The sequence below is a fragment of the Pseudomonas sp. ARP3 genome, from assembly GCF_001029595.1.
Classification (GTDB): Bacteria; Pseudomonadota; Gammaproteobacteria; order Pseudomonadales; family Pseudomonadaceae; genus Aquipseudomonas; species Aquipseudomonas rhodesiae.
On sequence record NZ_LEKF01000003.1, the window covers coordinates 1 to 13,418 of the forward strand.

The following is a 13,418-nucleotide window of genomic DNA, read 5'->3' on the forward strand; positions in this document are numbered from 1 at the left end:
CCCCCGATTGAACCGCCCACGCACCGCCGCGCACCATGGCCGCCACCTGCATAACCCCAATAACAACAGGTTCGATACCATGAGCACTTTCCACCCGCGCCGGCTGTTGCTGGCCACCGCTGTCGCCAGTCTTGCCTTGCCTGCTGTCGCCGAAGACCACGGTTTTTTCGAAGACGCCAGCGCCAACCTCAACCTGCGTAACTTCTTCTTCAACCGTAACTTCACCAACCCGAGCAAAACCCAGGGCGGCGCCCAGGAGTGGACGCAGAGTTTTATTCTCGACGCCAAATCCGGTTTCACTCAGGGCACGGTGGGGTTCGGCGTGGATGTACTGGGGCTGTATTCGCTCAAGCTCGACGGCGGACGCGGCACCGGCGGCACGCAGTTGTTGCCGTTGGATCACGACGGCCGCCCGGCGGATGACTTCGGGCGTTTGGGCGTGGCGTTCAAGGCACGGCTGTCCAAGACCGAGCTGAAGGTGGGCGAGTGGATGCCGGTGCTGCCGATCCTGCGCGCCGACGATGGCCGCTCCCTGCCGCAAACCTTGCGCGGTGGGCAGATCACATCCAAGGAAATCGAGGGCCTGACCCTCTACGGCGGCCAATTCCGCGCTAATAGCCCCCGCGACGACAGCAGTCTGTCGGACATGTCGATGGTGGGCAAAACGGCCTTCACCTCGGACCGCTTCAACTTCCAGGGCGCCGAATACGTATTCAACGACAAGCGCACCCAGATCGGCCTGTGGAACGCCCAGCTCAAGGACATTTACCGCCAACAGTTCGTCAACCTGATCCACAGCCAGCCTGTGGGCGACTGGACCTTGGGCGCCAACCTCGGGTTCTTCTATGGCAAAGAAGACGGCAGCGCCCGCGCCGGCGAGTTGGACAATAAAACCTGGTCCGGCCTGCTCTCGGCCAAATACGGCGGCAACACGTTCTATGTGGGCCTGCAAAAGCTCAGCGGCGACAGTGCATGGATGCGCGTCAACGGCACCAGCGGCGGCACCCTGGCCAACGACAGCTACAACTCAAGCTACGACAACGCCCGGGAGAAATCCTGGCAAGTGCGCCACGACTACAACTTCGCCGCCCTCGGCGTGCCGGGCCTGACCCTGATGAACCGCTATATCAGCGGCAGCAATGTGCACAGCGGCACCGTCACCGATGGCAAGGAATGGGGTCGCGAAAGCGAAGTGGGTTACACGGTGCAAAGCGGCGCGGCGAAAAACCTGACGGTTCGCTGGCGCAATTCCAGCATGCGTCGCGACTACAGCAACAACGAGTTCGATGAAAACCGGTTGATCGTCAGTTACCCGATCAGCCTGCTGTAAACCGGCGCGGCACTTGCTGTATGGTGCGCGCCTGCCGCTGCTGATCCGCCCAGCAGCGGCCTCTTTGCCGAGCCCGTGCCCACCATGAAACTCTATGCTTTCGCCGCTGCCGTGCTGGCCCTGGCCCTGAGCCTCGGCGGCTGCATCAGCGCGCCAATCGCCTTGACGCCCCAGACCGAGCAACGCCTGCAAGCCCAGGCGCCAATCCGCTTTCTGTTGACCTTCGATGACGGTCCCAGTGCTTCGGGCTATAACAACCCGACCCGCTCGGTGATCGCCGACCTGGCACACAACCCGGTGCTGCCGGGCATCAAGGCCGTGTTCTTTTTACAGACCGAATCCGCGCGCTCAGGCGGCAGTTCACGGGGTCGCAAGACCATGGAACGCGAGTACGCCGGCGGGCATGTGCTGGCGTTTCACACCGCCACCACCTTCCACACCAATCACCGCTGGCTCAACGATGCCGAACTGGAGCGCACTCTCACCCAGGGTGCGGCCGATATTGCCGCCATCACCGGCGCACCGCCGCGCCTGGTGCGCCCACCGTTCTGGAACTACGACCGCCGCACTTTTGCTGCCTATCAGCGCCACGGCATGCAGGTACTGCTCACGGACCTGAGCGCCAATGACGGCAAGATCTGGGGTTTCAATGCCAGCCCACGCCGCCGCGCCAATCTGTATCGGCAACTGTCGGTGGTGCGCGAGCGCATCGCCCTCGGCGAATTGCCCACGGTGGACGGCGTGATCCCGGTGGTGGTGACCTTCCACGACATCAACCGCTACACCGCGCGGCACCTGCAGGAGTACTTGCAGATCCTGTTGGACAGCGCCCGCATCAACGGCATGAAAACCGCCGCAGAGCCTTTCTACACCGACCACCCAGCACTGGAACGCGCCGCCCTGGCCCGTACGGTCAAGGACGTGAATGACACCGTACACCTGCCGGGCGTGTGGAATTGGGTGTGGGATGCGGACTCGCACTGACCCCGTGTGGCGAGCGAACTTCAACCTTGGCGGGATTCAACGCCCAGCTCATCCCACACCGACTCGGCCAGGTGAAAGGTGGCATTCGCCGCCGGAATCCCGCAGTAGATAGCGCTCTGCATCAGCACCTCCTTGATCTCGGCGCGAGTCACGCCGTTGCTGGCGGCGGCGCGCAGGTGCAGCTTGAGTTCTTCGCTGCGGTTCATGCCGATCAGCATGGCGATGGTGATCAGGCTGCGGGTGTGCCTGGGCAAGCCCGGTCGGGTCCAGATATCGCCCCAGGCATGACGGGTGATCATCTCCTGGAACTCGCTGTTGAATTCGGTCAACGCGTTGAGGCTGCGGTCGACATGGGCATCGCCCAGCACTTCACGACGCACTTGCAGGCCGTCGGCGTAACGTTGTTTCTCGTCCACGAAAAGCTCCTTAGCGGCACAACAGGAATTTAATCACCCGGTCACTGAAAGCAGCACCGGCCTGCACATTGGACAGGTGCGCGGCGTAGAACTCGGCGTACTCGGCAGCCTTGACCTGTTGCTGGATAAAGTGCCCACCCGCTGGCGGCGTGACGGCATCTTCACTGCCGGCGATGACCAGGGTCGGCACCTGGATCGACCCTAGGTTTGCGCGCAAATCCGCATCCCGTACCGCCGCGCAGTTGGCCGCGTAGCCCTGGGGCGAGGTGGCGGCAAGCATGTCGGTGATCAGTTTGGCCTGGTGTGGGTTGGCGGCGGCGAAGTCGGGGGTGAACCAGCGCGCAATCGACGCATCGCGCAAGGCCACCATCGCGTCCGCGCCATCGCGCAGCACCGTCTCGATGCGTGGGTTCCACACCTCGGGCGTGCCGATTTTGGCGGCGGTGTTGCACACCACCAGACGCTGCAAGCGCTCACCGGCGTTAATGCCCAGCCATTGGCCGATCAGCCCGCCCATGGACAACCCGCAAAAATGCGCGCGGCGAATCTGCAACGCATCCAGCAGCGCGAGCACATCGCGCCCCAATTGCTCGATGCTGTACGGCCCCTCGGTCACCAGCGACTTGCCATGCCCACGGGTGTCATAGCGCAACACGCGAAAATGCTCGGTGAACGCCGGGATCTGGGTATCCCACATACGTAGGTTGGTGCCCAACGAATTGGACAGCACCAACACCGGCGCATCCACCGGGCCTTCCAGTTGGTAGTGCAGGTCGCCCTCGGCGAGTTGTACAAAAGCCACAGCAGTCTCCTCAGGCAGTCAATGCAAAATGATCGGTCACGGCGCGGCTGACCCAAGTGTGCGCCTGCCCCAGGTAATGGGCCGGGTCGAGCAAGCGATCCAGCTCCGTGGCGGACAGTTCGGCGGTGATCTGTGGTTCGTCCGCCAATACCGCGCGCAGATGGCGCCCCTCAGCGACCGCCCGCTGACAGCATTGCTCCAGCAGATGGTGCGCGGTTTCGCGGCCCAGGCGCTGGGCGAGCACAATGCTCACCGCTTCGGCCAGCACCAGGCCCTGGGTCAATTCGAGGTTGCGTGCCATGCGCGCCGGGTCGACCTCCAAGCCCTGGCTCAGCAATACCGCCTGCTGCAAGGCACCGGAAACCAACCGGCAAATCTGCGGCAAGGTTTCCCACTCGGCATGCCACAGGCCCAGGCTGCGCTCGTGTTCCTGGGGCATGGCGCTGAGCATCGTGGCCACCAGCCCCGGGACACGAGTGGCGGCGCTGATCAGGACGGCGGCGCCCACCGGGTTGCGTTTGTGCGGCATGGTGGAAGAACCGCCCTTGCCCGGCGCGGCAGGTTCGAACACTTCCGCCGCTTCGGTCTGCATCAGCAGGCTGATGTCCCGCCCCAGCTTGCCGAGGCTGCCGGCGATCAGGCCCAGCACACTGGCGAACTCCACCAGGCGATCACGCTGGGTGTGCCAGGGTTGATCGGGCAGGCTCAGGTGCAGTTCGGCGGCCAAGGCTTCGGCCACCGGCATGGCCTGTTCGCCCAACGCCGCCAACGTGCCGGAGGCGCCGCCGAATTGCAGCACCAGCAAACGCGGTTTGAGTTCGGCCAGACGTTGCCGGCTGCGCGTCACCGCGCCCAGCCATCCGGCGATTTTCATGCCCAGGGTCACGGGTGTCGCATGTTGCAACCAGGTGCGCCCGGCCAATGGCACCGTGGCATAGCGCTGGGCTTGCGCGGCCAGCACATCCCCCAATTGCGCCAGGTCGCTTTCGATCAACACCAAGGCACGCCGCAGTTGCAGGACCAGGCCGGTGTCCATCACGTCCTGGCTGGTGGCGCCCAGGTGCACATAGCGCTCGGCGTCGGCGTCCTCGCTGGCAATCAATTTGCCCAAGGCTTTCACCAATGGGATCGCCGAGTTGCCTGCCGAGGCAATGGCCATGCCGAGGGCATCCACGTCGTACAGCGATGCCAGGCACGCCTGGGCAATCGGTGCCACGGCCGCTGGCGGAATCAACCCAACGCGCGCCTGCGCCCGGGCCAGAGCGGCTTCGAAATCCAGCATGCCCTGCAAGCGCCCCTGGTCGCAGAACACCTCGGCCATGCTGTCGGCGGTGAAATAGGCGTCGAACAGTTGGTTGCTCGTGCGCAACGTCATAACTCAGTCCTTACAGATCGTGATGCAGGTATTCCGCCTGTTTCGGCAGACGCAAGCTGAACAGGAACGCCACCGCCATCATGCCAGTCACGTACCAGTAGAAAGTGTTTTCCATGCCCATGGACTTCAAGCCCAACGCCACATATTCCGCCGAGCCGCCGAACAGCGCATTGGCCACGGCGTAAGCCAGCCCGACGCCGAGGGCGCGAACATGGGGCGGGAACATTTCGGCTTTCACCAGGCCGCTGATGGAGGTGTAGAAACTCACAATCGCCAGCGCCAGAGAAATCAACACAAATGCCAGAAACGGACTGGTCACGGTTTTCAACGTCAACAGGATCGGCACCGTGCACAGCGTGCCGAGTGCGCCGAACCAAAGCATCGAGTTACGTCGGCCGATCTTGTCCGAGAGCATGCCGAACAACGGCTGCATGCACATGTACAAGAACAGCGCGCCGGTCATGATGAAGCTGGCCGTCTTGGCGTGCAGGCCGGCGGTGTTCACCAGGTACTTCTGCATGTAGGTGGTGAATGTGTAGAAAATCAGCGAACCGCCGGCGGTGTAGCCCAGCACGGTGATAAACGCGGCTTTGTGATGACGGAACAGCGCGGCCACACTGCCGGCGTTTTTGTCCTGGCGGGTTTCCTGGCTGGTGGTTTCTTTCAGGGTGCGACGCAGCAACAAGGAGATCAGCGCCGCAATCGCGCCGATCACGAACGGAATGCGCCAGCCCCAGGCGCGCAGTTCCTCTTCGCTGAGCAACTGTTGCAGGATCACCACCACCAGCACGGCCAGCAATTGCCCGCCGATCAGCGTCACGTATTGGAACGAGGCGAAGAAGCCGCGCTGCCCCTTGAGCGCCACCTCACTCATATAAGTGGCCGTGGTGCCGTATTCGCCGCCCACCGACAACCCCTGGAACAACCGCGCCACCAGCAGCAATGCCGGGGCCCAGGCGCCGATATCCTTGTAGGTGGGCAGAAAGGCGATAACTAGCGACCCGGCGCACATCATCAGCACCGAGATCATCATCGAGTTCTTGCGCCCGTGCTTATCGGCCACTCGACCAAACAGCCAGCCGCCGATCGGCCGCATCAGGAACCCGGCGGCGAACACACCGGCGGTGTTAAGCAGTTGAACGGTGGGATCATCCGATGGGAAAAACGCCGGAGCGAAATAAATGGCGCAGAAGGCATAGACGTAAAAGTCGAACCATTCGACCAGGTTGCCGGAAGAGGCACCGACAATCGCAAAGATGCGCTTGCTGCGTTCTTCGCCGGTGTAATGACTGGTGGTGGTGGTCATAGTGTTTTCACTCAGTGGGAACGGTTATAGCCTAGACACACTTTGCAACAGCCATGTTCCGAAAGCGGTGCCTGAGACGGCCTGATCGGGGGGCAAGCCCCTCCCACATCTTGACCGCACCGCCTATCAACTGTGGGAGGGGGCTTACCCCCGATCAGGCCCTACCAAACGAATCAATAATCGAAGAACACCGTTTCCTTATCGGTCCCCTGCAAAATCACATTCCACTGATACACACCGTGCGCGTCCGGCTTGGCCACCAAGGTGCTCCGGCGCTCCGCGGGCACACAGGCCAGCAAAGGGTCATCCCCATTCAGTGCCTCGCCTTCGAAATAAATCCGCGTAAGCAAGTGCTTCACCAGACCACGGGCAAACACCAATATCACCAAGTGCGGTGCCTGGGTCGTGCCGTTGAGCCCCGGCACACTGCCCGGCTTGATGGTGGTGAAGCGAAACCGCCCTTCGGCGTCCACCGGCACGCGGCCGAAGCCTTCAAAACTCGGGTCGAGGGCTTTGTCCTGCTCGTCCTCGGGGTGGTCGTACTTGCCGGCCGCGTTGGCCTGCCAGACTTCCAGCATGGCGTCATTGACGACCTCGCCCTTGCCATCCACCACTTGCCCGCTGATCGCCACGCGCTCGCCAAGGGTGGCCGGGGTGGTCAGGTCTTCGCGGTTCAGCCAGGTCAGACCAATGTGGTAGTACGGCCCGACGGTGTGGGACGTGGTTGCGTTGGGTGTCATCTTATTTCTCCATCGGCGTGGCATCGCGGCCGCGCAGGACGATGTCCCAGCGGTAGCCGAGGGCATAGGACGGAATGGTTTTTTCCAGATCGAAACGCGCGATCAGGCGTTCCTTGGCACGGGTGTCCGGCACGCAGTTGTAGATCGGGTCGTATTCGAGCAGCGGGTCGCCGGGGAAATACATCTGGGTCACCAAACGCGTCAGCACGCTGGGGCCGAACAGCGAAAAGTGGATATGGGCCGGACGCCACGCGTTGTGGTGGTTGCCCCACGGGTAGGCGCCGGGCTTGATGGTCTGGAACTGGTACCACCCGTCGGCGTCGGTAACGGTACGCCCGGTACCGGTGAAGTTGGGGTCCAGCGGCGCATCGTGCAGGTCGCGCGGGTGGTTGTAGCGCCCGGCCGCGTTGGCTTGCCAGATCTCCACCAGAATGCCTGGCACCGGCAGGCCGTTTTCATCCAGCACGCGGCCATGGATGATGATACGTTCGCCCTGGGGCTCGCCGTCATGCTGGGCGGTGAGGTCGTTGTCCTTCTCACCGACCCGCTCGGCACCGATGGTCGGGCCGGTGATTTCCGACAAGGAATGGGGCAGAAACACCAACGGCTTGGACGGCGAACGCAGGTTCGTCGACTGGTACGCCGGATGCAGGTATTCAGGCTGGGTGCCCGCCTGGGGGCGCCGGTAACCGGGCTTATCACTCATGGAGCCATCCTCTCTTATTAGACTCAGACGCGTTCGATCGCCAGGGCCAGGCCTTGGCCGACGCCCACGCATAGGGTGGTCAGGCCTTTGCGGCCGCCGGTTTTTTCCAATTGATGCAGGGCCGTCAAGACCAGCCGCGCGCCGCTCATGCCCAATGGATGGCCAAGGGCAATAGCGCCGCCGTTCGGGTTGACCTGCGGCGCATCGTCGGCCAGGCCCAATTCACGCAGCACGGCCAGGCCTTGGCTGGCGAAGGCTTCGTTGAGCTCGATCACATCGAAATCGCTTACTGCCAGGTCCAGACGGGCCAACAGTTTGCGCACCGCCGGCACCGGGCCGATGCCCATTACGCGCGGGGCCACACCGGCACTGGCCATGCCCAATACGCGGGCGCGGGCCGTCAAACCGTGTTGGCGCACAGCCTCGGCGGACGCCAGAATCAGAGCCGCCGCGCCGTCGTTCACCCCCGAGGCATTGCCGGCGGTGACGCTCTTGTCGGGGCCGTTGACCGGCTTGAGTTTGGCCAGGGCTTCCAGGGTGGTGTCCCGTGGATGCTCATCGCGTTCCACCACGGTTTCGCCTTTTTTATGGGCGACCCGCACCGGCACGATTTCCTCGGCAAAGTAACCGGCGGCCTGCGCGGCAGCCGTGCGTTGCTGGCTGCGCAGGGCGAACGCGTCCTGGTCGGCGCGGGAGACGTTGTAATCGTCGGCCACGTTATCGGCGGTTTGCGGCATCGCATCCACGCCGTATTGGGCTTTCATCAACGGGTTGATAAAGCGCCAGCCGATGGTGGTGTCTTCCAGCGTCATGTTGCGCGAAAACGCGGCATCGGCCTTGCCCATCACAAAGGGCGCACGGGACATCGACTCGACGCCACCGGCAATCACCAGCTCCATCTCGCCGCTGGCAATGGCACGAAACGCAGTGCCGATGGCCTCCATGCCCGAGGCGCACAAACGGTTGAGGGTCACGCCCGGCACGCTCTCCGGCAGGCCGGCCAGCAGCAACGCCATGCGCGCCACATTGCGGTTGTCTTCGCCGGCCTGGTTGGCACAGCCGAGGAACACCTCATCGACCGCGTCCCATTGCACCGACGGGTTGCGCGCCATCAGCGCCTTGATCGGCAGCGCCGCCAGGTCGTCGGCGCGTACGCTGGATAAACCACCGCCAAAGCGGCCGATGGGGGTGCGAATGGCGTCGCAGATAAATACCTCGCGCATCAGACTTCTCCCGGGGCTTGGCCATGGGCGGCGGCGGTGCGGGCTTCAAGGTCGCGCAGCGCGGTCAGCTCGACCTCAGTGGGTTCGGCGGTGGTGCTGACCTGTTCGGCGAAACGAATCGCCCAACCGGTGGCGGCCACCACCTGTTCACGGGTCACGCCGGGGTGCAGCGCGGTGACCACGAACTCATGGGTGCCCTCCTCCGGCTCCATGACGCACAGGTCAGTAATAATCCCTACAGGCCCTGCGCCTGGCAGACCCAGGCGTTTACGCGAGTCGCCGCCTTCGCCATGGCCGACCGAGGTGATGAAGTCCAGCTTGTCGACGAACGAGCGCGCCGACTGCTTGAGAATGATCAACACGCTCTTGGCCGAGCCGGCGATTTCCGGCGCCCCCCCGGCCCCCGGCAAACGCACCTTGGGCTGGTGGTAATCGCCGACCACGGTCGTGTTGATATTGCCGAAACGGTCGACCTGGGCCGCGCCGAGGAAGCCCACGTCAATGCGCCCGCCTTGCAGCCAGTAACGGAAAATTTCCCCAGTGGGCACCACGGTGTCGGCGGTTTCCGCCAGCTCGCCATCACCGATGGACAGCGGCAGCACGGACGGCTTGGCGCCGATCGGGCCGGATTCGTAGATCAGCACCACGTCCGGCGATGAGGTCAGGCGCGCCAGGTTGGCGGCCTTGGAGGGCAGGCCGATGCCGACGAAGCACACCGAACCGTTGTTGAGGCGGCGCGCGGCGGCGACGGTCATCATCTCATTGGTCGAATAGGTCATTACTTGGCCTCCGGTGCGGCGGCCAGCTTGGCCTGGAACTCAGTGAAATCGGCAGTGCCGCGGATGTAGTCGTCGATCCATGCGGTAAAGGTCTCACGGTCGCGAGCGATTGGGTCCCACGCCTGATAGAAACGGTTATCCCGCTCGTTGTAGCCATGGGCGTAGGACGGGTGTGCGCCGCCGGGCACATGGCACACCGATGTCAGGGCCCAGGTCGGCAGCACACAGCTGTTCATCGGCGCGTTCAGGTCGTCGACGATTTCTTCCACGGTGACGATGCAACGCTTGGCGGCCAGCGCGGCTTCTTTCTGCACACCGAGAATGCCCCAGAGCAACACGTTGCCCTTGCGGTCGGCCTTCTGCGCGTGAATCACCGTGACATCCGGGCGCACCGACGGCACCGCTGCCAGCACTTCGCCGGTGAATGGGCAAGTCACGCTCTTGATCAGCGGGTTGACCTTGGGCAAGTCGGAACCGGCGTAAGCGCGCAGCACCGCGAACGGTAGGCCGGAGGCCCCGGCTACGTAAGCATTGGCCAGGTCGGCGTGGCTGTGTTCTTCGATCTCCAGCGGTTGCGGCCACTGCTTTTCGACCGCGTCCCGCAGACGATGCAGGGAGCCTACGCCGGGGTTGCCGCCCCAGGAAAAAATCAGCTTGCGGGCACAACCGGCACCGATCAATTGGTCGTAGATCAGGTCAGGCGTCATGCGTACCAGCGTCAGGTCTTTCTTGCCTTGACGAATGATTTCATGACCCGCTGCCGTAGGAATGAGGTGGGTAAAACCTTCCAGTGCGACGGTGTCGCCGTCGTTGACGAATTGCTTTACCGCATCACGCAGGGCAAGGATTTCAGCCATGGGGGTCGGGCTCCCGGTGTTGATCGAAAAAGGCGCTGAGGGCGCGCCGAGTGCTTGCAGATTAAGCCGGGCAAATGGGCCGAACAATCCGATAATCGACTAAGCGTTCGATTATCGAACTGATTGTTGGCAGGCTATCGATCAGGTCGCGTCGGCATGGCTGACCATGCCTTTGATCACAACCGCAGTGGTGGCCAGTGCGGCGGGAATCACCAGGGCGGTGAGCACTTGCTCGAAGTTCCAGCCCAGGCCCAGCAGCGTGGCGCCCATCCAGGCCCCGAGAATCGCGCCGAAACGCCCGATGCCGAGCATCCACGACACCCCAGTGGCGCGGCCTTGGGTCGGGTAGAAGCGCGCCGCCAGGGAAGGCATCGCCGATTGCGCGCCGTTGACGCACATCCCGGCGATCAGCACCAGGGTTGCCAGTAGCGTGATGTTGCCCAGGCTCTGCCCGACCGCGTAAGCAAACACACCGGCCAGCAGGTAAAACGTACCGATGACCTTGTGCGGGTTGAACCGGTCCATTGCCCAGCCCACGCCGACCGCGCTCAATACACCGCCGAACTGGAACAGCGCGCCGATAAACGCGGCCTGCTCCATGCTCGCGCCGCTGTCGCGCATCAGGGTCGGCAGCCAACTGGTCAGCAGGTACACGATCACCAGGCCCATGAAGTAGGTCAGCCATAGCAACAAGGTGCCGGCGCTGTAGGTGCCGGAAAAGATCACCGCGAACACGTTGCGTGCCTTCACGGTTTTTTGTTCGGGCACACTGAAATGGGTGGCCTGGGAGACGAGATTGGGTTCGATGGGCGAGAGGGTCCGGCGCACTTTGTCGGTGCCACGGTTGCGTACCACCAGATAACGCGCCGATTCCGGCAACCACACCAGCAGCACCACGGCCAGGATCAACGGCAGAATGCCGCCGATCAACAACAGGCTATGCCAGCCAAACGCGGGGATCAGCTTGGCCGAGATAAATCCGCCGCCGGCCATGCCCAGGTTGAAGCCGCAGAACATGCTGGTCACCAGCAGCGATTTGTGGCGCTCAGGGGTGTATTCGGAGAGCAAGGTGGTGGCATTGGGCATACCCGCGCCCAGGCCCAAGCCGGTGAGAAAACGCAACACCAGCAACTGATCGACGCTGCTGCTGTAGGCCGAAGCCAGGCTGAATGCACCGAACACCAGCACCGCGCCTACCAGCACGACTTTGCGCCCGAAACGGTCGGCCAGCGGGCCGGAGCCCAGGGCACCGAACACCATGCCGATCAACGCGGCGCTCATCACCGGGCCAAGGCTGGCGCGGTCGATGCCCCAGTCCTGGGACAAAGCCGGCGCGATAAAGCCCATGGCCGCTGTATCGAGGCCATCGAGAAACACGATCAGGAAACATAGGATGACCACGCGCCACTGATAGCGCGACAGTGGCTGGCTATTGATAAAGGACTGCACGTCCAGAGAAGTACCGACAGAAGGCTGATTCATTATTTTTATTCCACACCGATGGCGGGCTGACGGCCTGGGGCCGTCATTCTTATTAAAGGGCGCTGGAACAGCGCTGCCGCACATTAATAAGCCGGGGGAAACACCGTCAATTGATCAGACCGGGATCTGTGCGGTCACCGAACACTTAGGCAAACAGCTGCGCACTCAGCTCGCGGCTGGCGCTGAGCATATTGGGCAAGAAACGCTGCTCCAGCTCGCTGCGACTGACCCGCCCGGCGTGGGTGCTCACATTCAGCGCCGCGAGCACTTGGCCGGAGGCGTCATACACCGGCACGGCGATGGAGCGCAGGCCTTGTTCGAGTTCCTGATCGACGATGCACCAGCCCTGCTGACGCACCTGTTGAAGGCATTCGAACAAGGCTTGAGGCGTGGTAAGGGTACGGCTGGTTTTGGTTTGCAGGTCGGCGTGGTCGAGATAATCCTGTAGCGATGCGTCGTCCAGCGCTGCCAGCAGGATGCGACCCATGGAGGTGCAATACGCCGGCAAACGCCCGCCGACGGAGAGGTCCACAGAGATCAGGCGCTGAGTGGTGGCCGAACGGGCGATATAGAGGATGTCGTCGCCTTCGAGGGTTGCCATGTTGCAGGCTTCATGGAGTTGCTCGCTCATGCGATCCAGATAGGGCTGTGCCGATACCGCCAGCGGCGTGGACGACAGATAAGCGTGGCCCAGGGTCAGCACCTTGGGCAGCAACGAATAGGTGCGTCCGTCAGTGGTGGCATAGCCAAGCTTGATCAGGGTGTGCAAGCAACGGCGCACGGCGGCACGCGGGATTTCGGTGCGATGGCTGATCTGGGCGATGGTCAGGTGGCGTTTGCGCTCCTGGAAGGCTTGCACCACGGCGAGGCCGCGGGCCAGGGAGGTCATGAAGTCGGGATCACCGGTAAACGCCTGGATGCGTTTTGCCGGCGAGGCAACGATCGGAGGGGCTACGGACGCGAAAGAATTGCGCAATTGATCGTTCATCTCGATGCCTTCTCTTATTGTCAGCCGCACGGGGAGGTTTGCCGGGTATTACAAGCCGCGCCGGCCGCGTGATACAAGGTAGGGCCGACGACATCGTGCGATTATCGAACGAGTATTCGATTATCGCAATTCGCCGCGCCTCCCCCGGGGGTTCCGCGCTCAACCTGATGGTTCTGCAAAGACTTATACAAATGATCTTGGCCGTTAAAGCAAATGCGGACTTTCTGACGCCAGACATTTATTAATACTCACACGTGGGTGTAACAAAACACTCACACACCTTTGAAGCTTTTTAACTTCATACCGATAGTGTTATTCAGATGCGCCGCTATAATGCACCCTGTGCTCAGGCCCATTCGACGTTGCTAGCGCAACCGGGCCCGAAACCGTGCACAGGCAGTGCATGACCGAGCGCAACTACTTGCCTGAA

At 62.7% G+C, this 13,418-nt stretch carries 13 protein-coding genes; 2 read left to right on the forward strand and 11 right to left on the reverse strand.

From position 1 onward, the window contains the following. The first annotated feature begins 79 nt into the window (after window positions 1-79). Window positions 80-1,330: an OprD family porin gene (locus tag ABX75_RS04305; RefSeq protein WP_047881620.1), complete on the forward strand. Its 1,251-nt coding sequence runs from the start codon at window positions 80-82 to the stop codon at window positions 1,328-1,330. Window positions 1,331-1,414: 84 nt separating this feature from the next. Then, window positions 1,415-2,314, forward strand: a complete 900-nt coding sequence (locus tag ABX75_RS04310; protein WP_047881517.1) for a polysaccharide deacetylase family protein — start codon at window positions 1,415-1,417, stop codon at window positions 2,312-2,314. Window positions 2,315-2,334: 20 nt separating this feature from the next. Here the strand turns inward: ABX75_RS04310 and pcaC are convergent, their stop codons facing one another. The 11 genes from pcaC to pcaR all read right to left on the reverse strand — a co-directional run bounded on the left by pcaC (window position 2,335) and on the right by pcaR (window position 12,988). Beyond that, window positions 2,335-2,730, reverse strand: coding sequence for a 4-carboxymuconolactone decarboxylase (pcaC, locus tag ABX75_RS04315; RefSeq protein ID WP_034096321.1), 396 nt, complete (start codon window positions 2,728-2,730; stop codon window positions 2,335-2,337). A 10-nt stretch (window positions 2,731-2,740) separates the two neighbouring features. Beyond that, a complete protein-coding gene (gene pcaD / locus ABX75_RS04320; RefSeq protein WP_034096320.1) occupies window positions 2,741-3,532 on the reverse strand; it encodes a 3-oxoadipate enol-lactonase in 792 nt (263 codons plus the stop codon). A 10-nt stretch (window positions 3,533-3,542) separates the two neighbouring features. Then, window positions 3,543-4,907, reverse strand: a complete 1,365-nt coding sequence (locus ABX75_RS04325) for a 3-carboxy-cis,cis-muconate cycloisomerase (RefSeq protein ID WP_034112327.1) — start codon at window positions 4,905-4,907, stop codon at window positions 3,543-3,545. A 10-nt stretch (window positions 4,908-4,917) separates the two neighbouring features. After that, window positions 4,918-6,213, reverse strand: a complete 1,296-nt coding sequence (locus ABX75_RS04330) for an MFS family transporter (RefSeq protein ID WP_034096318.1) — start codon at window positions 6,211-6,213, stop codon at window positions 4,918-4,920. Window positions 6,214-6,386: 173 nt separating this feature from the next. Then, window positions 6,387-6,953 (reverse strand): protocatechuate 3,4-dioxygenase subunit alpha, encoded by a 567-nt coding sequence (pcaG, locus tag ABX75_RS04335; protein WP_047881518.1) that lies wholly within the window; start codon window positions 6,951-6,953, stop codon window positions 6,387-6,389. Between the two features lies 1 nt (window position 6,954). After that, window positions 6,955-7,659, reverse strand: a complete 705-nt coding sequence (gene pcaH, locus ABX75_RS04340) for a protocatechuate 3,4-dioxygenase subunit beta (RefSeq protein ID WP_034096316.1) — start codon at window positions 7,657-7,659, stop codon at window positions 6,955-6,957. 23 nt (window positions 7,660-7,682) lie between these two features. Next, complete coding sequence (pcaF, locus tag ABX75_RS04345) at window positions 7,683-8,885, reverse strand: 3-oxoadipyl-CoA thiolase (protein WP_173603576.1); 1,203 nt, start codon at window positions 8,883-8,885, stop codon at window positions 7,683-7,685. Further along, window positions 8,882-9,661, reverse strand: coding sequence for a CoA-transferase subunit beta (locus tag ABX75_RS04350; RefSeq protein WP_047881519.1), 780 nt, complete (start codon window positions 9,659-9,661; stop codon window positions 8,882-8,884). Before ABX75_RS04350 ends, pcaF begins: the two co-directional genes overlap by 4 nt. Next, complete coding sequence (locus tag ABX75_RS04355; RefSeq protein WP_047881520.1) at window positions 9,661-10,518, reverse strand: CoA transferase subunit A; 858 nt, start codon at window positions 10,516-10,518, stop codon at window positions 9,661-9,663. Before ABX75_RS04355 ends, ABX75_RS04350 begins: the two co-directional genes overlap by 1 nt. Before the next feature lie 141 nt (window positions 10,519-10,659). Beyond that, window positions 10,660-12,000, reverse strand: coding sequence for an MFS transporter (locus ABX75_RS04360; protein WP_047881521.1), 1,341 nt, complete (start codon window positions 11,998-12,000; stop codon window positions 10,660-10,662). 145 nt (window positions 12,001-12,145) lie between these two features. After that, a complete protein-coding gene (pcaR, locus tag ABX75_RS04365) occupies window positions 12,146-12,988 on the reverse strand; it encodes a pca regulon transcriptional regulator PcaR (RefSeq protein WP_034112318.1) in 843 nt (280 codons plus the stop codon). Window positions 12,989-13,418 lie beyond the last annotated feature (430 nt).

Excerpts from the sequence above, each read along its gene's own strand:
- pcaH (WP_034096316.1), bottom strand. The coding sequence starts at position 7,659 with ATGAGTGATAAGCCCGGTTACCGGCGCCCCCAGGCGGGCACCCAGCCT.
- ABX75_RS04330 (WP_034096318.1), bottom strand. The coding sequence starts at position 6,213 with ATGACCACCACCACCAGTCATTACACCGGCGAAGAACGCAGCAAGCGC.
- pcaG (WP_047881518.1), bottom strand. The coding sequence starts at position 6,953 with ATGACACCCAACGCAACCACGTCCCACACCGTCGGGCCGTACTACCAC.
- ABX75_RS04360 (WP_047881521.1), bottom strand. The coding sequence starts at position 12,000 with ATGAATCAGCCTTCTGTCGGTACTTCTCTGGACGTGCAGTCCTTTATC.
- ABX75_RS04310 (WP_047881517.1), top strand. The coding sequence starts at position 1,415 with ATGAAACTCTATGCTTTCGCCGCTGCCGTGCTGGCCCTGGCCCTGAGC.
- pcaR (WP_034112318.1), bottom strand. The coding sequence starts at position 12,988 with ATGAACGATCAATTGCGCAATTCTTTCGCGTCCGTAGCCCCTCCGATC.
- ABX75_RS04325 (WP_034112327.1), bottom strand. The coding sequence starts at position 4,907 with ATGACGTTGCGCACGAGCAACCAACTGTTCGACGCCTATTTCACCGCC.
- ABX75_RS04350 (WP_047881519.1), bottom strand. The coding sequence starts at position 9,661 with ATGACCTATTCGACCAATGAGATGATGACCGTCGCCGCCGCGCGCCGC.
- ABX75_RS04305 (WP_047881620.1), top strand. The coding sequence starts at position 80 with ATGAGCACTTTCCACCCGCGCCGGCTGTTGCTGGCCACCGCTGTCGCC.
- ABX75_RS04355 (WP_047881520.1), bottom strand. The coding sequence starts at position 10,518 with ATGGCTGAAATCCTTGCCCTGCGTGATGCGGTAAAGCAATTCGTCAAC.